Source organism: Streptomyces sp. 351MFTsu5.1 (assembly GCF_000383655.1).
Classification (GTDB): domain Bacteria; phylum Actinomycetota; class Actinomycetes; order Streptomycetales; family Streptomycetaceae; genus Streptomyces; species Streptomyces griseorubiginosus.
Window position 1 is genome coordinate 29,856 of the sequence record NZ_KB911784.1, and the last position, 23,985, is coordinate 53,840.

The following is a 23,985-nucleotide window of genomic DNA, read 5'->3' on the forward strand; positions in this document are numbered from 1 at the left end:
GGTGCCACAGTCGGCGGCAGATCGAGCATCTGACGGAGTGTCAGAAACAACTGGGGACGGTGAACCTCCTTGGAATTCGGGCTCTTTGTACAGGGATACGTGGGCAAGCGCGCCGAGACGGACCCGCTGGCCGAGCACAAGGCGCTGATGGAGGAGACCGAGTACGTCATCCAGGCGGACAAGTCCGGCTTCAAGTACGCCTGGGCCTCCGAGCACCACTTCCTGGAGGAGTACTCGCACCTCTCCGCCAACGACGTGTTCCTGGGCTATCTGGCGCACGCCACGGAACGCATCCACCTCGGCTCCGGCATCTTCAACCCGCTGGCGCAGGTCAACCACCCCGTGAAGGTCGCCGAGAAGGTGGCCATGCTCGACCATCTCTCCGAGAACCGCTTCGAGTTCGGCAGCGGCCGCGGGGCCGGCTCGCACGAGATCCTCGGCTTCATCCCCGGGGTGACCGACATGAACCACACCAAGGAGATCTGGGAAGAGACCATCGCCGAGTTCCCCAAGATGTGGCTCCAGGACGAGTACGCCGGCTTCCAGGGCAAGCACTGGCAGCTGCCGCCGCGCAAGATCCTGCCCAAGCCGTACGGGAAGTCGCACCCCGCGATGTGGTACGCCGCCGGCTCACCGCCGTCGTACGCGATGGCCGCCCGCAAGGGGCTCGGGGTGCTGGGCTTCAGCGTGCAGAAGGTCTCCGACATGGAGTGGGTCCTCGAGCAGTACAAGACGGCCGTGGTGGACGCCGAGCCGATCGGGGACTTCGTCAACGACAACGTGATGGTGACGACGACGGCGATCTGCGCGCCGACGCACGACGAGGCGATCCGGATCGCCGTCAACGGCGGCCTGCACTACCTGCCCTCGCTGGTCTTCCGCTACCACGACACCTTCCCGCGGCCCGAGGGGTTCCCGGTGTGGCCGGAGACGCTGCCCGAGTACACCGCGGAGTTCGTCGAGGTCCTCATCGAGGAGGAGCTGCTGATCTGCGGGGACCCGGACGAGGTGGTCCGGCAGTGCAAGCGGTGGGAGCAGGCGGGGGCGGACCAGCTGAGCTTCGGGTTGCCGGTGGGGGTTCCGAAGGAGGAGACGCTCCAGACGATCCGGCTGATCGGGGAGCACGTGATTCCGAAGATCGACACGGATCCCGTGCATCGGACCACGCGGTTCCGCGAATCCGCGTAAGGGGGTCCGGTTTCCATGCTCGACCACCTCATCGTGGGCGCGACCGTCGTCGACGGCACCGGCACCCCCGCCTTCACCGCCGACGTCGGCATCCGGGACGGTCGTATCGCCGTCGTCGGACCGCAGGTCACCGAAGAAGCCCGTTCCACCGAGGACGCCACCGGGCTCGTCCTCGCCCCCGGGTTCGTCGATCCGCACACGCACTACGACGCCCAGCTGTTCTGGGACCCGTACGCCACCCCCTCCCTCAACCACGGCGTGACCACCGTCGCCGCCGGGAACTGCGGGTTCACGCTCGCGCCGCTGAACCCGGCCCGCCCCGAGGACGCCGACTACACCCGCCGCATGATGTCCAAGGTGGAGGGGATGTCGCTGGTCGCGCTGGAGGAGGGGGCGCCCTGGAGCTGGAGCTCGTTCGGTGAGTACCTGGACGCGCTCGAAGGGCGGATCGCGGTCAACGCCGGTTTCATGGTGGGCCATTGCGCGCTGCGGCGGTACGTCATGGGGCCGGACGCCGTCGGCGGACAGCCCACCGAGGAGCAACTGGCCGAGATCGTCGGACTGTTGCACGAAGCCATGGACGCCGGCGCCTGGGGGTTCTCCACCACCCAGTCCTCCACCCACTCCGACGGGGACGGGAAACCGGTCGCCTCCCGGCATGCCCTGCCCGCCGAACTCCTCGCCCTCTCCCGGGCCGTCGGGGAGCACGAGGGGACGCAGATCGAGGCGATCGTCGCCGGGTGCCTCGACCAGTTCAGCGACGCCGAGATCGAGCTGTTCGTGGAGATGAGCGCGGCGGCCGGACGGCCGCTCAACTGGAACGTGCTGACCATCGACTCGGCAGTCCCGGAACGGGTGCCGAGGCAGCTGTTCGCCAGTGAGCGGGCACGCAAGGCGGGCGGCCGGGTCGTCGCGCTGACCATGCCGATCCTCACCCCGATGAACATGTCCCTCGGCACCTTCTGCGCCCTGAACCTCATCCCCGGCTGGGGCCCGGTGCTCGCACTGCCCGTCCCCGAACGCATCGACAGGCTCCGCGACCCCGACGTGCAGAAGGAGCTGCTCCGGCACTCCCAGGCCAAGGAGGCCGGCGTCTTCCGGCGGCTGACCAACTTCGGGCGGTACGTCATCGGCGACACCTACAGCGAGCAGAACCGCGGGCTCAGCGGGCGGGTCGTGGAGGACATCGCGGCCGAGCGCGGCCTCGAGCCGTTCGCCGCGCTCGTCGAGATCTGCGCGGCCGACGACCTCCGTACGGTCCTGTGGCCCATGCCCACCGACAACGACCCGGCGTCCTGGGCCATGCGCGCCGAGGCCTGGCAGCACGAGGACGTGCTGCTCGGCGGGTCCGACGCCGGCGCCCACCTGGACCGGATGTGCGGGGCGCCGTACACCACCCGCTTCCTCGGGGACTGTCTGCGCGGCCGGAAACTGACCTCGCTGGAACAGGCCGTGAAGATGCTCACCGACGACCCCGCCCGGCTCTTCGGGCTGCGCGAGCGCGGGCGCATCGAGGAGGGCTTCCATGCCGACCTGGTGCTCTTCGACCCGGAGCGGATCGCCGCGGGCACGGCCACCCTGGTGCACGACCTGCCGGGTGACAGCCCACGGCTCGACGCCAAGGCGATCGGGATCCGGGCCGTGTGGGTCAACGGGGTCGAGGCGATCCGGGACGACGTGGTGAGCGGGGCCGTGCCGGGGCGGGTGCTGCGGTCCGGGCGGGACACGCGGACGGTGAGCACGAAGTGAGCGTGCGGCCGGAGGAACAGGGGCTGTTCGTCGGCGGCGAGTGGGTGGCACCCGACGGCGGGCACTACGCGGTGGTCGACCCCGCCACCGAGGAGACCGTCGGGTGGGCCCCGGAGGCCTCGCGGGATCAGGTGCACGCGGCCTGCGCCGCGGCCCGCGAGGCCTTCGGACCGTGGTCGCGCACCGCGCCTCAGGAACGGGCCGCTCTGTTGGCCCGGGCCTCCGACCTCATCCGCGCCCGCCTCCTGCCGTACGCCGAACTCGCCCAGGCGGAGACCGGGGCGACCACGGGGACGGCCCGGGGCATGCAGGTCGGGGTCGCCGCCGCCCGGTTCCGGCGGTACGCGCAGGTCGAGCCCGCCGAGTGGGCGATCCCGCCGCAGGTCAACGACGCCGGGCCGATGGGGAGGGCCGCGGTGATGGGCGCGCTGGCCGTGCGCCAGCCGGTCGGGGTCGTCACCTGCATCACCTCGTACAACAACCCGTGGGCCAACCCCGCCGGAAAGATCGCCCCCGCGCTCGCCATGGGCAACACGGTGGTGGTGAAGCCCGCCCCGCAGGACCCCCTGTCCGTCTACCGCATGGCCGAGGCGCTGGAGGCCGCAGGCGTGCCGCGCGGGGTCGTGAACGTGGTCGGCGGGCGCGCGGTGGAGGTCGGCGAGGCCGCCGTCGACTCGCCCGACGTCGACATGGTCAGCTTCACCGGCTCCACGGCCGTCGGACAGCGCATCGCCGAGGTGTGCGGGCGGTCCATGAAACGGCAGTTGATGGAGCTGGGCGGGAAAGGTGCGGCGCTCGTCTTCGAGGACGCGGATCTCGGGTCGGCGGTGGCGGGCATCGGGACCACCTTCTCCTTCTACAGCGGCCAGATCTGCACGGCACCGACCCGGGTCCTGGCGCAGCGGGGCGTCTACGACCGTCTCGTCGAGCAACTGGCGGCCTACGCGGGCCGTTTGAAGGTCGGCGACCCCAGGGAGGCGGGCACGGTGGTCGGGCCGGTGATCTCGGCGGCGCACCGGGAGCGGGTCGAGTCGTACGTCGAACTCGGCCGCAAGGAGGGTGCGTCGGTGGTCGTGGGCGGCGAAAGGCCCGCGACGGACCGGGGTTTCTACGTCCCCCCGACCCTGCTCGCCGACTGCCGCCCCGACCTGCGGGTGGTCAGGGAGGAGATCTTCGGTCCGGTCGTGACCGTCACGCCCTTCGACGACGAGGACGAGGGAGTCGCCCTCGCCAACGACAGCGACTACGGCCTCATCGACTACGTCTGGTCCTCCGACGTGGCCCGCGCCTTCCGCGTGGCCCGGCGCCTGCGGGCCGGGGGAGTCGGGGTCAACACGGTCGGCCGCAACATGGAGGCGCCGTTCGGGGGCTTCCGGCGCAGCGGGGTCGGCCGGGACTGCGGGTCGTACGCGCTGCACGCCTACAGCGAGGTGCAGTCGATCGTGTGGCCGGGGTGAGGGGCTTCCGCGGTTTCCCACGTCTTCCAGTGGCGGGAGTTCGGCCAACTGGCCGGTAACCACGGGGTGGACCCGTAGAGTCCCGGAGCGGAGGGCGTGGACATCGATGTCCACGCTCTGACGATCAGTCAAGACCCGTTCCGGAGAACTGACTTGAAGCTCACCAAGCGTTTCGTCCTGACCACTGCGGGTGTCGCCGCCGCGGCCGCCCTGCTGGGCGCGACCACCGGTTACGCCACCCCCTCGGACCCGGCACCGAGGCCCGTGAAGGCCCCGGCGGCCCTCAAGGTGCCCGACGGCAACAAGCTGACCGCCGTGTTCGGCGCCCGGGGCGTGCAGACGTACACCTGCACCGAGGGTGCCTGGAAGCTCCTGGAACCTGCCGCCACCCTGTTCGACCGGAGGGGCCGCGCGGTCGCCCTGCACTCCCGCGGCCCCGTCTGGGTGTCCACCGTGGACGGCAGCGCGGTGAACGCCACCGCGATCGCCAACTCCCCGAAGACCGGCACCATCCCCGAACTCCTCCTCCAGGCCACCGCGACCCGGGGCGCCGGCGTCTTCGGGGGCGTCTCCTACATACAGCGCCTGAACACGTCGGGCGGCGTGGCCCCGGCCGGCGCCTGCACCGGCACGGACCAGGTGAGCGTGGCGTACTCGGCGACGTACGCCTTCTACAAGCCGGCGAAGTGAGGCGCGCGGGTTCGTGAAGACAGGGGTGGCCTCGCCCGGAGCGGGGCCACCACCTCCCGTCCTTTCAGTCCTCCAGGTCCACCCGCACGGTCAACTGCCCCGCCCCTATGGCCCGTACGGCCGCGCTGTTCATCAGAGGCAGCGAGCGCAGGCGTACGGCGGTGTCGTCGTCCGGCATCAGATGCGCGGTCCCCCGGTGCCAGCGTCCCCGGATCCGCACCCTGACCCTCGGGTCGGCCCTGATGTTGCGGACGTACTGCGAGCGCTCCCCGAACTCGGAGACCAGCCAGAAGGAGCCGCCGATCCGCCTGCCGCCCACCGGGGTCCGGCGGGGGAGTCCCGAGCTGCGGCCGGTGGTCTCCAGGACGGTCTGGAGGGGGAGCCGTCGCATGACCGGGTTGAGCCGGCGCTGGAGGGCCACGGCGGCGCGGTACTTGCGTTCGGGGTCGCGGGGCATGGTCGTTGAGGTTCCCGTCGCTCGTCTTCCGTATCCTGACCGGCGGCCTCGATGATCTCAGGGTGCGGGCCGGGCGACGAAGGGGAGTCGGCGATGCGCGTGGTGACCTGGAACCTGTGGTGGCGCTTCGGGCCGTGGGAGCAGCGGCAGAAGGCGATCCTGGCGGTGCTGCGGGAGCTGCGGCCGGACGTGGTGGGCCTCCAGGAGGTGTGGTCGACGGGCACCGAGAACTTCGCGGAGTGGCTGGCCGGGGAACTGGGCCTGCACTGGGCGTGGGCGCCCTCACCGGGCTCCGAGCGCTGGCAGCGGCGGATCGGCGATCCGGGCGTGGAGGTCGGCAACGCCGTACTGAGCCGCTGGCCGGTCCGTGACCAGGCGGTCCTGCGCCTCCCGGTGCCCGAGGAGCTCGACGACGGCCGCCTGGCCTTCCACGCCCGGCTTGCGGGACCGTCGTACGACATCCCCTTCTTCACCACCCACCTCACCTCGGCGCCCACCGCCTCCGCGGTCCGCTGCCAACAGGTCACGGCACTGGCGGAGTTCGTCGCCGCGCACCGCTCCGGCACCGACTTCCCGCCGGTCGTCACCGGCGACTTCAACGCGTGGCCCGACTCCGACGAGATCCGCCTCTTCGGCGGCTACAAGACGGCCCCGGCCGCGCCGGGCCAACTGTTCCTGGATGCCTGGGAGTACGCGGACCCGGGCGCCGCGTCGGCGACGTGGGACCCGGCGAACCCCTACGTCGGTGCATCCCCGCCGGCCCGCATCGACTACATCCACCTGGGCCTGTCGGAGTCTTCGGACCTGGGCCACGTCCTGGGCGTCCGGCGCGCGGGGGACGGGCCGGTGGACGGGGTGTGGCCGTCGGACCACGCGGCGGTGGTGGCGGACCTGAAGCCGACGCGGGACTGAGCGCCTGCGGGGCGATGTCACATCTGCGGGTCCCCGTTCGTCGTGCTGGCGTCGGTATCACGCCTCACGTCCACAGAACGGGGACCTTCGTTGTTCGCCGCCTACCTCACGGTCACGATCCTCGGCGCGGTCTTCAACGGCGCCGCGGCCGTCACCTACCTGATCGGCCACGAATACCCCAAGACCCAGGCGGACATGAAGGGAATACCCCGCAAGTACGTCCCGGTCCTGGGCACGCTCCTTGCGGCGGGCACGGTGGGCCTGCTGGCCGGCCTCGCCGTCCCCCTCCTGGGCACCCTCGCCGCGACCGGCCTGATCCTGTACTTCATCGGCGCGATCACCGCCCACCTGCGGGTCGGCTCCCGCAACATCGCGGGCGGCATCGTGTTCCTGACGACGGCGACGGCCATCCTGGTCCTGGGCTTGCTCGACCACGGTCCGTGGTGAGCCGGGCCCCACGAGGAAGGGGCGCAGCCGTCACCGCACCTGGTCCTGGCCCGTGAACATGTCGATCAGGCCCTGAGGGGCGTCCTCGCCGAACATGAGCGTGAAGAGCTCCGTGCCCTCGGCGGCCGTCTCCGCGCTGCGGGGGAACATGGGCTCTTCGTACGCGGTGAGGGCGGCCTCGAGGTCGTCGGGGTGGGCGGCCAGGGACTGGGCGAGTTCGGCGGCGTCGAGCATCGCGAGGTTGGCGCCCTCGCCGTTCGGGGCGGCGACATGGGCGGCGTCGCCGATCAGGGTCACTCCCGGCACCCGCTCCCACCGGTGCTCGGCGGGCAGCGCGGCCAGGGGACGCAGTACCGGGCCGGTGTCGGCGTCGGTGATCAGCGCCGTGAGTTCCGGTGCCCAGCCGTCGAACTCCGCGGCGATCCTCGTGACGGCCGCCGCGGAGTCCGTGAAGTCGATGTCCGCGAACCACTCCCGCGGCCGGGCGAGCATCACGTAGGTGTGCAGGTTGCCGCCCCGCTCCCGGTGCGTCACAAAACCCTTGCCCGGCGCGAGCGCGTACAGCGCCCCTCCGCCGACCACCTTCGCGCTGGCCGGGTGCCGGGTGTCGGAGTCGTGCAGATAGACCTCCACGCAGGACATGCCGGTGTACGCGGGTACCGCGGCCGAGAGCAGCGGCCGGACCCGGGACCAGGCACCGTCCGCTCCGACCAGGAGGTCGGTGACGACCGTGGAACCGTCGGCGAAGCTCACCTCGTGACGGCCCTCGCCGAGCGCCCGCACACCGCTGACCTTGTGGCCCCAGCGGACCGTGCCCGCCGGCAACGAGTCCAGCAGCAGCTGCCGCAGCTCACCGCGCTGCACCTCGGGCCGGCCACCGGTGCCGTCGTCGGGCTGGTCGAACAGGACCGTCCCGTCCGGGGCGACCAGCCGTACCGCCTCACGGCCCTCCAGCACGAGCCCGCGGAACCCGTCCAGCAGCCCGGCCGCCTCCAGGGCGAGCCGGCCGTTGTAGTCGTGTATGTCGAGCATCCCGCCCTGAGACCGCGCCGTCGGCGAGGTCTCCGCCTCGTGGACGGTGGACGCGATGCCGTGGACGTGCAGGACGCGGGCGAGCATGAGGCCGCCGAGTCCGGCGCCGATGATCGTGACAGGGCTGTTCAGGGCGTTGCTGGTCGTCATGGTGGCTCCTTCGGGAAGGGCCGCCCGGTGACTCCGGTCGGCCGTCTCCAGCTAGGTTCCGGGGCCCCGTCGACAAACCGCCGACACCGCACCCACACCCCCGACAGACGACCTACAGCCCACCCACACCGCATTGATGCCGACCAGTCGGTATGGACATCCCCGCCCCGGCCCGGTAGAGATGCACCCATGCGAATCTCCGTGACCATCTTCCTCACCGACGAGACCATCACCCCGACCCGGCTCGCCCGTGAGCTGGAGGCGCGGGGCTTCGCCGGGCTCTACCTGCCCGAGCACACCCACATCCCCGTCGAGCGGGTCACCCCGTACCCCGCGGGCGGTGAACTGCCGCGCGAGTACGGCCGTACCCTCGACCCCTTCGTCGCGCTCGGCCAGGCCGCCGCCGTCACCGAGTCGCTCGGCCTCGGCACCGGCATCACACTCGTCGCCCAGCACGACCCGATCGACCTCGCCAAGCAGATCGCGACCCTGGACCACCTCAGCGGCGGCCGCTTCACGCTCGGCCTCGGCTTCGGCTGGAACGTCGAGGAAGCCGACGACCACGGCGTCGAGTGGAGCACCCGGCGCGAACTCGTCCGGGACCGCATGGCGCTCATGCAGGCGCTGTGGGCGGACGAACCCACCGCCTACGAAGGTCGGTTCGGGAGCGTCCGGGCCAGCCACGCCTTCCCCAAGCCGGTCCGGCGAAGGACCCTCGTGGGCGGCGCCGCCGGACCCAAGCTGTTCTCCCACATCGTCGAGTACGCCGACGGCTGGCTGCCCATCGGCGGACGCGGCCTCTCCGAGTCCCTGCCCGTGCTGCGCGCCGCCTGGTCCGACGCGGGCCGCGACCCGAACGCCCTCCAGGTCGTCCCGTACGCCGTCTTCCCGAACCCGGGCAAGCTCGCCCACTACGCCGACCTCGGCATCGAGGAGGTCGTGGTGCAGCTGCCCCCGGCGGGCGAGGGGGAGGTCCTGAAGGCGCTGGACGAATATGCCCGGTATGTCGGCGGTGGCGGGGGGCAGGTGTGACGTCACCCACCTCAAGGCAGCCCCTCTGCCCTGATCACACCGCTCGTATGCTCGAAGGATGACGACCTCCGCGACCTCCGGAACCGGCCCCACCGACCGCCCCAGCGGAACCGGCCCCACCGAGAACTCCATGCGTCGCGCCCTCAAACGTGCCCGGGACGGCGTCGCCCTCGACGTGAGCGAGGCAGCGGTCCTGCTGCAGGCACGCGGTGAGGCCCTGACCGACCTGACGGCGTCCGCGGCCCGGGTACGGGACGCCGGCCTGGAACAGGCCGGTCGCCCCGGTGTCATCACCTACTCGAAGAGCGTCTTCATCCCGCTGACCCGGCTGTGCCGGGACAAGTGCCACTACTGCACCTTCGTGACCGTGCCCGGCAAGCTCCGCCGGGCCGGCCACGGGATGTTCATGTCTCCCGACGAGGTCCTCGAGGTGGCCCGCAAGGGCGCCGCGCTGGGCTGCAAGGAGGCCCTGATCACCCTGGGCGACAAGCCCGAGGACCGCTGGCCGGAAGCGCGCGAGTGGCTGGACGCGCACGGCTACGACGACACCATCGCCTATGTGCGGGCCATCTCCATCCGCATCCTGGAGGAGACCGGACTCCTCCCGCATCTCAACCCCGGCGTGCTGTCCTGGACCGACTTCCAGCGCCTCAAGCCGGTCGCCCCGTCGATGGGCATGATGCTGGAGACGACCGCGACGCGCCTGTGGTCCGAGCCGGGCGGCCCGCACCACGGCTCCCCGGACAAGGAACCCGCTGTGCGGCTGCGGGTGTTGGAGGACGCGGGCCGTTCCTCGGTCCCCTTCACCTCCGGCATCCTCATCGGGATCGGGGAGAACTACGAGGAGCGCGCCGAGTCCCTCTTCGCGCTCCGGCGCACGGCGCGTTCGTACCACTCCGTCCAGGAGCTGATCATCCAGAACTTCCGTGCCAAGCCGGACACCGCGATGCGCGGCATGCCGGACGCGGAGCTGGACGAACTCGTCGCCGCGGTCGCCGTCGCCCGCCTGATCATGGGTCCGGCCGCCAACATCCAGGCCCCGCCGAACCTGGTCGAGGGCGAGTACGAGCGCCTCCTCGGAGCGGGCGTCGACGACTGGGGCGGCGTCAGCCCGCTCACCATCGACCACGTCAACCCCGAACGCCCCTGGCCGCAGATCGAGGAACTCACCGAGCGTTCCCGCGCGGCCGGCTTCGGGCTGCGTGAACGGCTTTGTGTCTACCCGGAGTTCGTGCAGCGCGGCGAGCCGTGGCTGGACCCGCGGCTGCGTCCGCACGTGGCGGCCCTCGCCGACCCCGCCACCGGTCTCGCCCGCCCCGACGCGGTGCCGCAGGGCCTGCCGTGGCAGGAGCCGGAGGAGGTCTTCGTCCCCTCCGGCCGCACGGATCTGCACGCCACGATCGACACCCAGGGCCGCACCTCGGACCGCCGTGACGACTTCGACGAGGTCTACGGCGACTGGGGCGCCCTGCGCGAGGCCGCCGCCCCCGGCATGGCCCCCGAGCGCATCGACACCGACGTCCGGGACGCGCTGCGGACCGCCGCCGACGACCCCACCAAGCTCACCGACGCCGAGGCCCTGGCCCTGCTGCACGCCGACGGCCCCGCCCTCGATGCCCTGACCCGGATCGCCGACGACGTGCGCAAGTCGGTGGTCGGGGACGACGTCACCTACATCGTCACCCGGAACATCAACTTCACCAACGTCTGCTACACCGGCTGCCGTTTCTGCGCTTTCGCCCAGCGGCGCACCGACGCCGACGCCTACACGCTCTCCCTGGAGCAGGTCGCCGACCGGGCCCAGCAGGCGTGGGAAGTAGGCGCGGTGGAGGTGTGCATGCAGGGCGGCATCCACCCGGACCTGCCCGGCACCGCCTACTTCGACATCGCCAAGGCGGTCAAGGAGCGCGTGCCCGGCATGCATGTGCACGCCTTCTCCCCGATGGAGGTCGTCAACGGCGCCACCCGCACCGGACTGTCCATCCGCGAGTGGCTGACCGCGGCGAAGGAGGCGGGCCTGGACTCCCTACCCGGCACCGCCGCCGAGATCCTCGACGACGAGGTCCGCTGGATCCTCACCAAGGGCAAGCTGCCCACGGCGACGTGGATCGAGGTGATCGAGACCGCCCACCAGGTCGGCCTCCGTTCCTCCTCGACGATGATGTACGGCCATGTCGACCAGCCCCGCCACTGGCTGGGCCACCTGCGCACCCTGGCCGGCATCCAGCAACGCACCGGCGGCTTCACCGAGTTCGTCACCCTGCCCTTCATCCACACCAACGCCCCCGTCTACCTGGCCGGCATCGCCCGCCCCGGCCCCACGATGCGCGACAACCGGGCCGTGACCGCGATGGCCCGCCTGCTCCTGCACCCCCACATCCCCAACATCCAGACCAGCTGGGTCAAACTCGGCACCGAAGGCGCCGCCGAAATGCTCCGCTCCGGCGCCAACGACCTCGGCGGCACCCTCATGGAAGAGACCATCTCCCGCATGGCGGGCTCCTCCTACGGCTCCTACAAGTCGGTCAAGGACCTGATCGCGGTCGCGGACGCAGCCGGACGCCCCGCCCGCCCCCGCACCACCCTCTACGGCCAGGTCCCGGACGAACGCCAGAAGGCAGCCCAGGCCTCCGACGGCCACCTGCCCGAACTCCTGCCGGTACTGGACTGAGAAAGGCAGCCGGTCGAGGGCCGGTACGATGATCCGACCCCCGTTCGACGGGGATTCTTAGCCGAGGAGATGCGTGCCGTGCCAGCCCCGAAGGTCTGGGTGACGGGTCTGACCGTGGGGGCGGTCGCCGCTGTCGTCGTCCTGGCCGTACAGGCCGACAAGGGAACCAAGCCGAGCGTGGCCCTCACCAGCAGGCCGAGCGTGTCGGCGTCCCCGAGCCCGTCCGCGCGGCCCGAGCCGGCCCCGACCGCGGTCCCGGACGCCTCCGGCACCGGCCGCCGGATCGTCTACTCGCTGGGCGAGAAGCGGGTGTGGCTGGTCGACGCGAGCGACGCGGCCCGGCGCTCGTTCGCGGTGTGGCCGGGGACCGTCGACCCGGCCCCCGGCACCTACTCCGTCTCGCTGCGCCGGGGCGAGCCGAGGACCGGCTCCGACGGCGTGCGGATCGAGCACATCGTCTACTTCACCATGGTGAACGGCGTCAACGTCGCCTTCTCCAACGCGGTGGACGGCTCCTCGCCCCCGCCGGCCGGCGGCGCCCAGACCGGCGGCATCCGCATGAAGACGGCGGACGGCTCGGCCCTGTGGACGTTCGGCGAGACGGGCACGAAGGTCGTCGTCGTCAACTAGCGCTGCGATCGGGCAGGTTGACCACCAGCAGCGCGATCCCGCTGAACACGAAGACCCGCAGGGCCGCGTCCAGGCCGTTCCAGGTGTCCGACTGCCACATGGAGAACCACTCGCCGCCGATCGCGATGAACCCGGCGCCGAACAGCACCATGAGCATGAGCAGCCCGTAGGTGGAGAACCGCCGGGCGGCCTGGTCGTCCCGGCGCACCCACAGATACGTGCCGTAGATCAGCACGAGCGCGGCGAGCGTCTCCCAGACGATGATCGCGACATACGCGGTGTTCTGAAGTCCCTTGCTGGTGACGGCTCTCCACATCAGATCGTCGTCCTTGAACGTCGTGTCCATCGCGAGAACATGCTGCACGAACGCCTGGTTCGTCCCGAAGTCCGTGATGTTCCCGAACGAGACGAGCGCAATGTACAGCGCGACGCTCGCGGTGAGGAGGGCCGCGGAGAGGTGGAGTGCGGTGCGGGGGGTGCGTGAGGTGCGTGGGGGTGTCGATGCCATGGGTGCCATCTTCCCCGTAGGCCGTCGGTGTGATCCAGAACGTGGGCCAGAATGGCCGACATGACCAGGGCACGGGTGTCGATGCAGGAGCTGATCGCCCAGCGCAGGCGGGCCGGGTTCGTCGGGCGTGGGGCCGAACGGGCCGCTTTCCGCACCAACTTCGACCTCCCGCCCGAGGACGAGCGGCACCGCTTTCTCTTTCACGTGCACGGCAACGCCGGTGTCGGGAAGACCTTCCTCGTTCGGGAGCTGGAGCAACTTGCCCGGGAGAAGCGGGCGTTGACGGCGTACCTCGACGAGAGTGTCGACAGTCTGCCGGAGGCGATGGCCGCGATCAGTCGCCAACTCGGTGCCCAGGGAGCCCGTTTCAAGGAACTCGAACGGCTTCTCGCCGCGCATCGGGAGCGTCGGCACGAGGCGGAGGCGGCCGCTCTCGCCACGCTCGACACGGAGGCCGAGGGTCCGTCCGCCGGCAGCATGGCCGTCGCGCGGGCAGGCCTGGTCGGACTCGGGATGGTGCCGGGCGTGGGAGCCTTCGCCGGTGTTCTGGACGCGGGCCAACTGGCCCAGGGCGCCGACCGGTTGCGGGCCGGACTCAGCGCTCGCCTGCGCACCCAGGAGGACGTCCAGCTGGTCCTGCACCCCGAGCGCGTGCTCACCCCGGTCCTGCTGAGGGAACTCACCGACGCGGCGGCCACCGCCCCCTGGATCGTCCTCTTCTTCGACACCTACGAGCGGACCGGCCCGTTCCTCGACGGCTGGCTGCACGAGACGATGACCGGCGACCGCCACGGCACCCTCCCCGCGACGGTCGTCGTGGTGACGGCCGGGCAACGCCCCTTCGACACCGCCCGCTGGGGCGCCTTCGCCGACTTCATGACGGACGTCCCCCTCGGACCGTTCACGGAAGCGGAGGCACGGGGACTGCTGGCGGCCAAGGGAGTCGTCGCCGAGCCGGTCGTCGAGGAGGTCCTGCGTCTCACGGGCGGCCTGCCCGTCCTGGTCTCCACCCTCGCCGAGCAGCGCCCCACCGACCCCGACGACATCGGCGACCCCAGCGCCACGGCCGTGGAACGCTTCCTGAGGTGGGAGCAGGATCCCGTACGGCGGTCCGCGGCTCTCGTGTGCGCGCTGCCCCGCCAACTGGACCTGGACGTGTTCCGGGCGGCCGTCGACTGCGACGACCGGGAGGCCGACGCGCTCTTCGCCTGGCTGCGGGCCCTGCCGTTCGTGGTCGACCGCGGCGACCGGCTCCGCTACCACGACCTGGTCCGGGAGGCGATGCTGCGGATGCAGCGAAGCCGCTCACCGCGCGGCTGGGCAGAGCAACACCGGAACCTGGCAGGGAAGTTCGGCGCGTGGCGGGCGGAGTACGAATCCGGCCGCGATGCGTCCGAGCGGTGGACGGACGAGAAGTGGCGGGAGCTGCGGCTCGCCGAGTCCTACCACCTGCTCTGCGCCCAGGACCGTGCCGCCCTGCCCGGCGTGCTGCGGGACTTCACGGACGCCTGCGACACCGACGACGCCACCGCCGCCCGATGGGCACGGGTCCTGCTGGACGCGGGCCGGGACGGCGACACGGAACCGGTGGCCCGGTGGGGGAGTGAGCTGTCCCGCACGCTCACCGAGGGCGGCGTGCCCGCGGCGCTCGCCCGACTGCTGTCCCGCGCGGACCTCGACGCACCCGCCCAGGCGCACGCCCGAGTGGTACGAGGCACTGCCCTCCGCCGCCTCGGAGCACTGGAGGAGGCCCTGCGCGAGTACGACCTGGCCGTCGGCCTGGGAGAGGCACTGTGCACCCCTGAAAACCCCGCCGCCCCCCACTCCGACCTCGCCCGCGCCCACCGCGGCCGCGCCTACGTCCGGGGTGAGCTCCACGACTACGAGGCGGCGATCGACGACCTCGACCGGGCCCTCGCCCTGGAACCGGACAGCCCCTCCGCCCACTCGGTGCGCGGCGAGTACCACCGTGCGCTGCACCACGGCGACGCGGCGCTCCGGGACCTGGACCGGGGCATCGCACTGGACCCCGCCCACCACTTCGCCTGGGCCTCCCGGGGCGCCCTCCACCTGACCCGGGGCGACCTCCGGGCCGCGCGCGCCGACCTGGACCGTTCGCTGGAGCTGAACCCCGACTACGTCTGGGCCCTGGTCCGCCGCGCCCGCGTATGGCGTGGCCTCGGCGACCCCGCCCGCCGACTGGCCGACCTGGACCGTGCCGTGGCCCTCCAGCCCGACTGGCCCTGGGGCCGTTGCGAACGCGGCGACGCGCTCCGCAACGCCGGCCGGGTCGAGGAGGCCCTCCGCGACTACGACCACGTCCTCGCCCTCGACCCGGACTACGCCTCCGCCCACGCGAGCCGGGGCGCCGCCCTGGCCGCCCTCGGCCGCCACGAGGAGGCCGTCACCGCCCTCGACACCGCCCTGCGTCTCCACCCCGCCTACACCTGGGCCCTGTGCCGCCGGGCCGAGTCCCACCTGGCCCTCAGTTCCGTGGACCTGGCCCTCACCGACGCCGACCGCGCCTGCGAGCTCAGCCCGGACGACGAGCACGCACGGGCGGTACGGGACCGGGTGCGCAGGGACGCGGGCTGAATCCCGCCCTGCGCATACCTCGCATACGCACTCGCCCCCTCAACCCCGCACCCCCCGTCGATTACAGTGCAGGGCGTCGTACATACGGACGGTTGCCACGGGGAGGTCTTGGTGGGTGCGACAGCCGGGGCCGTCGTCTGGGGGCGTGCCGAGCAGCAGGACTTCCGCAGCCGGGTGCGCGGGACGGTTCTCGGAGTGGCCGTCGGTGACGCGCTGGGCGCTCCCGTCGACGCGCTCGGGCTCGACGAGATCCGGGAGACGTACGGCGCCGAGGGTCTCGTGGACCTCGGGGTCGGGTACGGCCGGCGCGGTGCCGTCACTCATCTGACCCAGCTCAGCCTCTTCACCGTGGACGGGCTGATACGCGCCCAGGTGCGCCGGGACACCGGGGCCTGGCATCCGCCCACGGATCTGCACCGGGCGTACCTGCGCTGGGCGGCCACCCAAAGGGACTGGGGGCCAGACGAGCGCCGCAAGGACGACGGCTGGCTGGCCCGGGAGGAGTGGCTGTACGCCCGCCGAGACCCGACCCGGTCCCTGCTCATCGGGTTCGGCGACGACACCATGGGGACGCTGGAGTCGCCGAAGAACCCGGGCGAACTCGGGCCCGAGGCCACCGCCCGGTCCGCGCCCTTCGGGCTCCTCGTCGGATGGGAGCCGCAGCTCGTCGTCCAGCTGGCCGTGGAGTGCGCGGCACAGACCCACGGGCACCCCGTCGCCTATCTGTCGGCGGGCGCGTACGCCGTGATCGTGCACGCGCTCGCCCTCGGCGAGAGCCTGGACGGGGCGGTGCAGCGGGCGCTCGCGCTGCTGGCCGCGCGGCCCGGGCACGAGCCCGTGTCGGACGCGCTCCAGCACGCGCTGGGTGCCGTACGGCAGGGGATGCCCACCCCGGCCCGGGTGGAGGAGCTGGCCGCCGACGGGTCGGCGGACGGGCTGCTGTCGGCGGCCGTGTACTGCGCGCTGGTCGGGGAGGACGTACGGCACGGTCTGTGCCTCGCCGTCAACCACGACGGCCCCTCCGCCGCGGCCGGTGCTCTCACCGGTGGCCTGCTCGGTGCCCTGCACGGCGAGACCGCCCTCCCGCCGGCCTGGCTGGCCGAACTGGAGGGCCGTCCCACGATGCTGGAGCTGGCCGACGACTTCGCGATGGAGATGACCCAGGGCCCGGCCCTGCACGGCCCGTCCGGGGCGTCCCCGGGGTGGCTGGCCCGCTATCCGAGGGGCTGAACCGGCACCGGAGGCGACAGCGCACCGGAGGCGTCAGTGCACCGGAGGCGTCAGTGCACCGGGGGCGTCAGTCCTTCACACCGGTGCCGATCACGTCGTCCACCCCGCCCGCAGGGGCCGGGATCGCCGCGGCCGCCGCCCCGTCGCCGTCCCCGTCCGTGTTGATCTTCTCGATGATCGCCAGTCGCTCCGGGGTGTCCTCGGGCTTGATGAAGCCGACCAGGACGTAGAGGACCAGGGAGACCGCGAGCGGGATGGAGACCTGGTACTGGAGCGGGACGCCGCCGTCGACGTTCCAGTTGATCGGGTAGTTGACCAGCCAGAAGGCGAGCAGACCCATCGACCAGCTGGTGAGCGCGGCCGTCGGTCCCGAGCGGCGGAAGGGGCGCAGCAGGCCGAGCATCATCGGGATGGCCATCGGGCCCATCAGACCGGCGACCCACTTGATGACCACCGTGATGATGTCCTTGAAGGCCGGGGAGTTGACCTGGGTGGCCGCCGCCATCGACAGGCCGAGGAAGACCACGGTGGTGATCCGGGCGACCCGCAGCCCCTGCCCCTCGCTCCAGCTGCGCGCCCGGCGCCACACCACCGGCGCGCAGTCCCGGGTGAAGACGGCCGCGATGGCGTTGGCGTCGGAGGAGCACATGGCCATCGTGTGCGAGAAGAAACCGACGATGACCAGGCCCAACAGGCCGTGCGGGAGCAGCTGTTCGGTCATCAGGCCGTAGGAGTCGGAGCCGTCGGGCTTCTGCGACTGGACCAGCAGCGGGGACATCCACATCGGGAAGAACAGGACGACCGGCCACACCAGCCACAGGATCGCGGACAGCCGCGCCGAGCGCTCGGCCTGGTGCGCGTTGGCCGTGGCCATGTAGCGCTGGGCCTGGTTGAGCATGCCGCCGTTGTACTCGAAGAGCTTGATGAAGAGGAAGGCGAGCAGGAAGACCGTGCCGTACGGCCCGACCAGCGGCTCCCCGTGGCCCTGGAGCTCCGGCTCGTCCCAGGCGCCGAAGAAGCCGATCCCCTTGTCGTTGAGTTTGAGGACGACGGCCACGAACATCGCGACACCGGCGAGGAGTTGGATGACGAACTGGCCCAACTCGGTGAGCGCGTCCGCCCACAGGCCGCCGATCGTGCAGTAGACGGCCGTGATGGCGCCGGTGATGAGGATGCCCTGGTTGAGGGAGATGCCGGTGAAGACGGACAACAGGGTCGCGATGGCGGCCCACTTGGCGCCCACGTCCACGATCTTCAGCAGCATGCCCGACCAGGCGAGTGCCTGCTGGGTCTTCAGGTCGTAGCGGTTCTTGAGGTATTCGAGCGGGGAGGCCACATGGAGCCGGGAGCGCAGCCGGTTGATCCGCGGCGCGAACAGCTTCGAGCCGATGGCGATGCCGAGTGCGATGGGGAAGGACCAGGTGACGAACGAGGTGACGCCGTAGGTGTAGGCGATGCCCGCGTACCCGGTGAACATCACCGCGCTGTAGCCCGACATGTGGTGCGAGATGCCGGACAGCCACCAGGGCATCTTGCCCCCGGCGGTGAAGAAGTCGCTGACGTCGTCCACGCGTTTGTGGGACCAGACGCCGATCGCCACCATCACACCGAAATAGCCGATGAGCACGGCCCAGTCGAGACCGTTCATATGCGCCCTCCCAGGGATCAGCCCGGCGCTCATCGTGGGCGCGGCCGCGTGGACACGACAAGCTGGCGTCGAGTCAAGGAGAGGTAAAAACATTCGTGATGATGGCCTGCGTTCATCTACATGAACTCACCGCATCAGCTCCCCGGCGTTGACCAGCAACGACTGTCCGGTGATCGCCCGCGCCCGGTCCGAGGCCAGGAACACCGTCGCGTCCGCCACGTCCCCGTCGGTCGCGAGATCGGGCAGCGCCATCCGCTCGGTCAGCCGCGCCAGCACCTCCGCCTCCGGCACCTTCTCCGTATGGGCCGTGAACTGCACATAGGCCTGCACCGGCGGCCCCCACATCCAGCCCGGCAGCACGGTGTTGACCCGGATCCGGTCCGGTCCGAGCTCCCGCGCCAGCGAGTACATCGCGCTGGTCAGCGCCCCCTTGGACGCCGCGTACGCCGCCTGCCGCACCTGCGAGGGGGCGGCCACGGCCGACTGCGTCCCGACGAACACCACCGACCCCCCGCCCGCCGCCCGCAGCCCCGGAAGGCACGCCCTGGTCATCCGCAGCGACCCCAGCAGGTTCACGTCGATGACCGACTGCCAGGTCGCGAAGTCCGCGTCCTGAAGCCCTCCGAAGTAGCTGTCCCACGCGGCCACATGAACCACCGCGTCCAGCCGCCCGAACCGCTCCACCGCCAGCTCGGCCAGCGCCACGCACCGGTCCTCGTCGGTGATGTCCGTCGAGCGGTACGCGGTGTGCGCCCCGTCCGGATCGATCTCGGCGGCGCTCTTCGCGAGGTTCGCCTCGGTACGGGCGCCCAGCACCGCGTTCCCGCCGTCCCGTACGACGGCCGCGGCGACCTGGTGCCCGAGCCCGGCCCCGACTCCCGACACCACGACGGTCTTCCCGGAGAGAAGTGACATACCGACGGCCTCCCTGATTCCTGTCCGGTCCCTGCCTGGTTCCCGCCTGCTCCCGGCTCTGGCGCATTATCTGACGGGGCGTCAGAGTATGGGCGAGCGCTGGAGGAGGGAAGGTCCCATGTCAGAAGAGACCCACAGCGAGACGTACGCCGAACTGGCCGCCGTAGGCCCCTACGGAGTCCACCCCGGCCACGCCCTGATCACCATGGTCGAACCGCATCCCGGCCACGAGTACGCGTACAACCGCTGGTACGAGGACGACCACTTCTACGCGGGCGCGATGGCCATGCCCTGGATGTTCGCGGGGCGCCGCTGGGCGGCCACCCGGGATCTCCAACTCCTGCGCGTGCCGGAGAAGTCGGCGGTGGCCCAGCCGGTGACGGCCGGCTGCTACCTCTCCACGTACTGGGTCACCGACGGCCGCTACGACGACCACATGCGCTGGACGGTCGCCATCAACAAGCGCCTCAACCGGGACGCCCGGGTCTACCGCGACCGCACCCACGTCTTCACGGCGTTCCAGGACCACGAGGCGACGGTCTACCGCGACGGCGCGGCGGGCCCGAGGGACTTCCACGCCCTCGACCACCCGTACGCGGGCCTGGTGCTGGAGGTCATCGACGCCGAATCCCCGGAGCAGCGGCCGGAGTTGCTGGAGTGGCTGATCTCCCGCCACCTCCCCAAGCGCCTCGCGGGCTCACCGGCGGCCATGGTGACGGTGTTCCGCCCGACCCCGCTGCCGGGCGACCGCATGACGTACGTGAAGCAGGTGGAGGGAGTCGACACCCGCATCACCCTCCTGTGGTTCCTGGAGGCGGACCCGAGGGAGTGCTGGGACCCGTATTTCACGGACTTGGAAGAGCCGACGGCGGCCCGTCGCGAGCTGCTGGCGCCTTTCATCCCGACAGTGCCGGGCACAGACCAATACGTAGACCAGCTGCGCTAACCGCGTTTAGGGGCGCGGGGAACTGCGCGACCAGCCCCCACGCACCCGCAGCCGCACGACTACTTCAACTCATCCGGACAAGGCGTCCCGCGCGGCACCGTGTACGGCGCCGCCAACCGATACGTCCCCGCCCGAGGCGCCAGCAACATTGTCCACTTGTCCCCGTCCGCGTCCTCCGGCGTCTCCATCAGACACCCGTTGACGTTCTCGAAGACCTTCGGCGAGGCGTCCGACTCCTTGGACGACTCCGTCTCCTGCGGCGGCTCCACCTTCTTGCCGTCCGCGTCGACGATCGACAGCCAGGGCGAGTACGGGATCCGGATGACGATGCGACCCGCCTTGCGCACCCGCATGGTCATCTCACCCTGCGCCGCCCGGTCGACCACCGTGTTCGGGGAGGCCAGCGGCGCCGGGTCGGTGACCCGGAACAGCTGCCAGTTCGCGTCGCCCCAGATCTGCTTCAGATACGGCATCCCGCGCTGGACCAGCTCCCGCTCCCGCTCGCCCCCGCTGCCGTCCGGCTCGTCCTTCGGCACGACCACGAAGTGCACGGCCCACCGCTGGAGCCACTCGTGGTAGTTCGCGGAGTTCAGGGTGTCGTCGTAGAAGAGCGGGTTGCGTTCCATGTCGGCCTGCCGGTTCCAGCCCCGGGCGAGGTTGACGTACGGCGCGAGCGCGGACGCCTCGCGGTGGGAGGCGGCCGGTACGACCTCGACGCGGCCCTTCTCGGCGCCGACCTCCTGGAGCTCGTTGACCAGGGGGGCCAGCTCACGGGCCCAGGAGGCGGTGGGGGTCGTATGGACGACGTCGTCCACCGACTTGAAGCCGATCCAGACGGTGAAGCCGGTGAAGGCGACGACGACGGCGTACCACTTGCGGCTGCGCGGCACCGTGAACGGCAGCGCCGCCGCCAGGGCGACCCCCGCGAACAGCATCGACAGGCGCGAGATGTTGGAGCCGATCTGGGAGCTCACCAGCCAGACCAGGACGACCGAGAGGCTGTAGACCCCGGCCGTGATCCGGACCGTCGTCCACTCGCGGGGCACGAGGAGGTAGACGAGCACGCCGTAGGCGAGGGGCAGCAGCACCGAGGCGATCTTCATCGGCTGGGTCCCGGCGAACGGGAAGAGCCAGGCCGACAGGGCGACCACCACGGTGGGCGCGATGCCCAGCGCCCAGGCGCCGGGCCGCCGTTTCTGGAGGAACAGGGCGACCGCCACCAGGCCCACGAACAGCCCGGCGACCGGGGACGCCATGGTCGCGAGGGCGGCGAGCGTGGCCGCGCAGGCGGCCTTGGCCCCGCGTTTGTGGCGCCAGCGGTGCGGCCAGCAGAAGACGACGGCGACCGCGCCGAGCGCGAAGACGGTGCCGAGGCCGAAGGTCACCCGGCCCGAGGCCGCGTTGCACAGGAAGGCGTAGACGCCCGCGAGGGAGGCCCACAGCGGGTTCCGCACCGAACGGCTGCGGATCAGGATCAGGGTGAGCAGCCCGGCCGAGACGGTCCCGGCCAGCATCATCGTCGTACGGACGCCGAGGACCGACATCAGGTACGGCGAGACGACGCTGTACGACACCGGGTGCATGCCGCCGTACCAGGCCAGGTTGTACGCGGAGTCAGGGTGCCGACCGACGAACTCGGCCCAGGCGTCCTGCGCCGCGAGATCGCCGCCACTGTTCGCGAACGTGAAGAACCAGACGATGTGGAGGATGCCGGAGAGCGCGGTGACGGAGAGGACCGGGTGGCGCAGCAGCCGCTCGCGCAGCGCGAGGAAGGCGGCCTTGGCGCGGCCCGCCCCGTCGTCCCCGGGCGGCCGGCCGGTGCCGGGCTCCGCGGGTACGCGTATTCGCGGGCCGGTACCCGGGCCCGGGTCGGTCTCGTCGGCGCGTGTCGGCTCCGCAGTGGCCACCTGAAGGCACTCCCCGTGGTGTCCCGTCTTCTTTTTCCGGCCGCGTCCCAGCGGCGACCCGCCCCGTTTCGTGACGCTAGCACGCGGCCCGCCGACCGGAACCCGGGCGGGGTCCGGCCGGCGGGCCGAGAGGGTGCGTCCGGCCCGTTTCCGGGTCAGCTGACGCGGGTCAGCTTGTCGGTGAAGCCGGGTTCGGTCAGATCCTTCTGAAGGGTGACCGGGACCTTGACCGCGCCGCCCTCGCCGTCACCGACGGTGAGGGTGCCGACCTTGGTGCCGGCCTTCGCGGTGTGCGGTACGTCGTCGGCGGCGAAGGACAGCTTCACCTTGAACCCGGACCAGCCGACGGCGGTGACGTCCCTGGTCAGCACGACGGGGGTGTGCCCGCCGAGCCCGTCGTCGACGTATCCGACGACGTCGCCCTTCTTGAGGATCTTCGCGGACTTCAGCTCGTCCTCCGCGGCGAGCAGCGCCACCTTGCTGACGTCGTTGACGGTCTTGATGATCGGCGCCTTGTGCTGGCCGAGGATCGCGCCGACGACGGTGACGGTCTCGCCGTCGACCTTCTTGCGTGCCGCGAAGAGGAGGTTGCCGCCGGCGGCGCTGGTGGTGCCCGTCTTGATGCCGATACCGGTGTAGGGGACCAGATAGTTGTAGTTGTACCACTTCTGTCCGGACGGATCGATCCACTGTCCCATGGAGGTGATCTCCATCAGGGCCGGGATCTTCACCAGTTCGTTCCCGAGCTTCACCTGGTCCTCGGCGCTGGAGACGGTGGTCTCCTTCAGGCCCGAGGCGTCGGTGTACGTGGTGTTCTTCATGCCGAGTTCCTTGGCGGTGTCGTTCATCTTCTTGATGAACGCGGCCTCGGAACCGGCGTCCCAGCGGGCGAGCAGACGGGCGATGTTGTTCGCCGAGGGGATCATGATCGCCGCGATGGCCTGCCGCTCGGTGAGGACGTCGCCCTGCTTCACGGTGTTGAGGGTGGACTCGCCCTGCTTGTTGTAGCCGCCCTCCTTCTCGGCGAGCGCGTCGACGGTGATCTTCGCGCCCTCCTCGCCGGACTTGAGGGGGTGGTCCTTCAGCACGATGTAGGCGGTCATGGCCTTGGCCACGGAACCGATCGCGACGGGGGTCTGCTTGCCGAAGTCGCCCATCGTGCCGATGCCGTTGACGTCCATCCAGCCCTGGCCCTGAGTGGGCCACGGGAGGGACACCTTGCCGCCGTCGAAGGTGTACGAGTCCTCGGCGGTGAGGGCGAGCGTGGGGCTCGGGAGGGGGCGCATGGACTGCGCGATCGCAAACGCGACGATCAGGAGCAGGACGAGGGGCGTCCAGATCTTGACGCGGCGGGCGACGGTGCGGAGGGGGCTGGGCGGGGGCGGCGGAGTGTTGGTCAGCTCGGCCAGGAGGTCCAGCGGGGGCTTCGGCGGCAGCGGCTGCTGAGTGGTGCGCTCGGGGCCGACCTGGGGGACGGCGGCGGTCACCTCGGGCTTCGGCCGGGGTTCGTCGAGGGGCTTCAGCGCGACGAACTTGCTGGTCCGCTCGGCCTCGGCCTCCGGCTTGGGCTTGGGCTCGGGCTCCGGCTTGGACTCGGGGGCCGGCTTCCCGAGCTTGAGCATGGTGGTGGGCTGGTCGACGGGGGGCCGGGGGGCCTTGAAGACGGCGGTGGGCTGATCGACGGGCGGCGCGTCGTCCTCTGGGGCGGCGTCGGTGTCGGTGCCGGGGGCCGTCTCGTCGTCGTCCGTCTGGTCGCCGGTGGGGGCTGGTCGCGCAGTTCCCCGCGCCCCTGGGGTGTCGGGCTCGGCGGAGTCGGTCTCG

Annotated in this window: 19 protein-coding genes; 12 read left to right on the plus strand and 7 right to left on the minus strand. The window is 71.3% G+C overall.

Annotation, left to right across the window (positions count from 1 at the left end; genetic code table 11):
- Positions 1–69: 69 nt before the first annotated feature.
- The 4 genes from H295_RS0122985 (at position 70) to H295_RS0123000 (ending at position 5,084) form a co-directional block, all read left to right on the plus strand.
- Entirely contained in the window at positions 70–1,188 is a 1,119-nt protein-coding gene (locus tag H295_RS0122985; protein ID WP_078616729.1) for an LLM class flavin-dependent oxidoreductase, read from the plus strand.
- A 15-nt stretch (positions 1,189–1,203) separates the two neighbouring features.
- Entirely contained in the window at positions 1,204–2,937 is a 1,734-nt protein-coding gene (locus tag H295_RS0122990) for an N-acyl-D-amino-acid deacylase family protein (protein WP_020137707.1), read from the plus strand.
- Complete coding sequence (locus H295_RS0122995; RefSeq protein WP_020137708.1) at positions 2,934–4,394, plus strand: aldehyde dehydrogenase family protein; 1,461 nt, start codon at positions 2,934–2,936, stop codon at positions 4,392–4,394. Before H295_RS0122990 ends, H295_RS0122995 begins: the two co-directional genes overlap by 4 nt.
- A gap of 153 nt (positions 4,395–4,547) precedes the next feature.
- A complete protein-coding gene (locus H295_RS0123000) occupies positions 4,548–5,084 on the plus strand; it encodes a DUF3455 domain-containing protein (protein ID WP_020137709.1) in 537 nt (178 codons plus the stop codon).
- 64 nt (positions 5,085–5,148) lie between these two features.
- On the opposite strand, the gene H295_RS0123005 is transcribed toward H295_RS0123000, so the two are convergent.
- A complete protein-coding gene (locus H295_RS0123005; protein ID WP_020137710.1) occupies positions 5,149–5,541 on the minus strand; it encodes a nitroreductase/quinone reductase family protein in 393 nt (130 codons plus the stop codon).
- 93 nt (positions 5,542–5,634) lie between these two features.
- Between H295_RS0123005 and H295_RS0123010 the strand changes: the two genes are divergently transcribed.
- Both H295_RS0123010 and H295_RS0123015 read left to right on the plus strand, forming a co-directional pair.
- Positions 5,635–6,453 carry an endonuclease/exonuclease/phosphatase family protein gene (locus tag H295_RS0123010; RefSeq protein ID WP_020137711.1) on the plus strand — a complete coding sequence of 273 codons (819 nt, stop codon included), beginning with the start codon at positions 5,635–5,637 and terminating at the stop codon, positions 6,451–6,453.
- A 90-nt stretch (positions 6,454–6,543) separates the two neighbouring features.
- Positions 6,544–6,900 carry a DoxX family protein gene (locus H295_RS0123015; protein ID WP_020137712.1) on the plus strand — a complete coding sequence of 119 codons (357 nt, stop codon included), beginning with the start codon at positions 6,544–6,546 and terminating at the stop codon, positions 6,898–6,900.
- A 30-nt stretch (positions 6,901–6,930) separates the two neighbouring features.
- Here the strand turns inward: H295_RS0123015 and H295_RS0123020 are convergent, their stop codons facing one another.
- A complete protein-coding gene (locus H295_RS0123020) occupies positions 6,931–8,082 on the minus strand; it encodes an FAD-dependent oxidoreductase (protein WP_020137713.1) in 1,152 nt (383 codons plus the stop codon).
- A gap of 189 nt (positions 8,083–8,271) precedes the next feature.
- On the opposite strand from H295_RS0123020, the gene H295_RS0123025 reads away from it, so the two are divergent.
- From H295_RS0123025 to H295_RS0123035, 3 genes are all read left to right on the plus strand, one after another.
- Positions 8,272–9,114: an LLM class F420-dependent oxidoreductase gene (locus H295_RS0123025; RefSeq protein ID WP_020137714.1), complete on the plus strand. Its 843-nt coding sequence runs from the start codon at positions 8,272–8,274 to the stop codon at positions 9,112–9,114.
- A gap of 58 nt (positions 9,115–9,172) precedes the next feature.
- Positions 9,173–11,785: a bifunctional FO biosynthesis protein CofGH gene (locus H295_RS0123030; RefSeq protein ID WP_020137715.1), complete on the plus strand. Its 2,613-nt coding sequence runs from the start codon at positions 9,173–9,175 to the stop codon at positions 11,783–11,785.
- A gap of 69 nt (positions 11,786–11,854) precedes the next feature.
- A complete protein-coding gene (locus H295_RS0123035; protein WP_020137716.1) occupies positions 11,855–12,415 on the plus strand; it encodes a L,D-transpeptidase in 561 nt (186 codons plus the stop codon).
- On the opposite strand, the gene H295_RS0123040 is transcribed toward H295_RS0123035, so the two are convergent.
- Positions 12,408–12,923 (minus strand): DUF2165 domain-containing protein, encoded by a 516-nt coding sequence (locus tag H295_RS0123040; RefSeq protein ID WP_020137717.1) that lies wholly within the window; start codon positions 12,921–12,923, stop codon positions 12,408–12,410. The genes H295_RS0123035 and H295_RS0123040 overlap by 8 nt on opposite strands.
- A gap of 60 nt (positions 12,924–12,983) precedes the next feature.
- Between H295_RS0123040 and H295_RS0123045 the strand changes: the two genes are divergently transcribed.
- Both H295_RS0123045 and H295_RS0123050 read left to right on the plus strand, forming a co-directional pair.
- On the plus strand, positions 12,984–15,518 hold the full coding sequence (locus H295_RS0123045) for a tetratricopeptide repeat protein (protein WP_106960927.1): 2,535 nt from the start codon (positions 12,984–12,986) through the stop codon (positions 15,516–15,518).
- 111 nt (positions 15,519–15,629) lie between these two features.
- Positions 15,630–16,748 (plus strand): ADP-ribosylglycohydrolase family protein, encoded by a 1,119-nt coding sequence (locus tag H295_RS0123050; RefSeq protein WP_020137719.1) that lies wholly within the window; start codon positions 15,630–15,632, stop codon positions 16,746–16,748.
- A gap of 67 nt (positions 16,749–16,815) precedes the next feature.
- Here H295_RS0123050 and H295_RS0123055 read toward each other — a convergent pair whose 3' ends face one another.
- Positions 16,816–18,396, minus strand: coding sequence for a sodium:solute symporter family protein (locus tag H295_RS0123055; protein ID WP_020137720.1), 1,581 nt, complete (start codon positions 18,394–18,396; stop codon positions 16,816–16,818).
- A gap of 126 nt (positions 18,397–18,522) precedes the next feature.
- Entirely contained in the window at positions 18,523–19,311 is a 789-nt protein-coding gene (locus H295_RS0123060) for an SDR family oxidoreductase (RefSeq protein ID WP_020137721.1), read from the minus strand.
- A gap of 118 nt (positions 19,312–19,429) precedes the next feature.
- Here H295_RS0123060 and H295_RS0123065 point away from each other — a divergent pair, with 118 nt between their 5' ends.
- Positions 19,430–20,257 (plus strand): hypothetical protein, encoded by an 828-nt coding sequence (locus H295_RS0123065; protein ID WP_020137722.1) that lies wholly within the window; start codon positions 19,430–19,432, stop codon positions 20,255–20,257.
- Between the two features lie 59 nt (positions 20,258–20,316).
- On the opposite strand, the gene H295_RS0123070 is transcribed toward H295_RS0123065, so the two are convergent.
- Positions 20,317–22,164 (minus strand): membrane protein, encoded by a 1,848-nt coding sequence (locus H295_RS0123070; protein WP_020137723.1) that lies wholly within the window; start codon positions 22,162–22,164, stop codon positions 20,317–20,319.
- 155 nt (positions 22,165–22,319) lie between these two features.
- Positions 22,320–23,985: hypothetical protein (locus tag H295_RS46795; protein WP_020137724.1), on the minus strand; the 1,666-nt coding region annotated here is incomplete at its 5' end.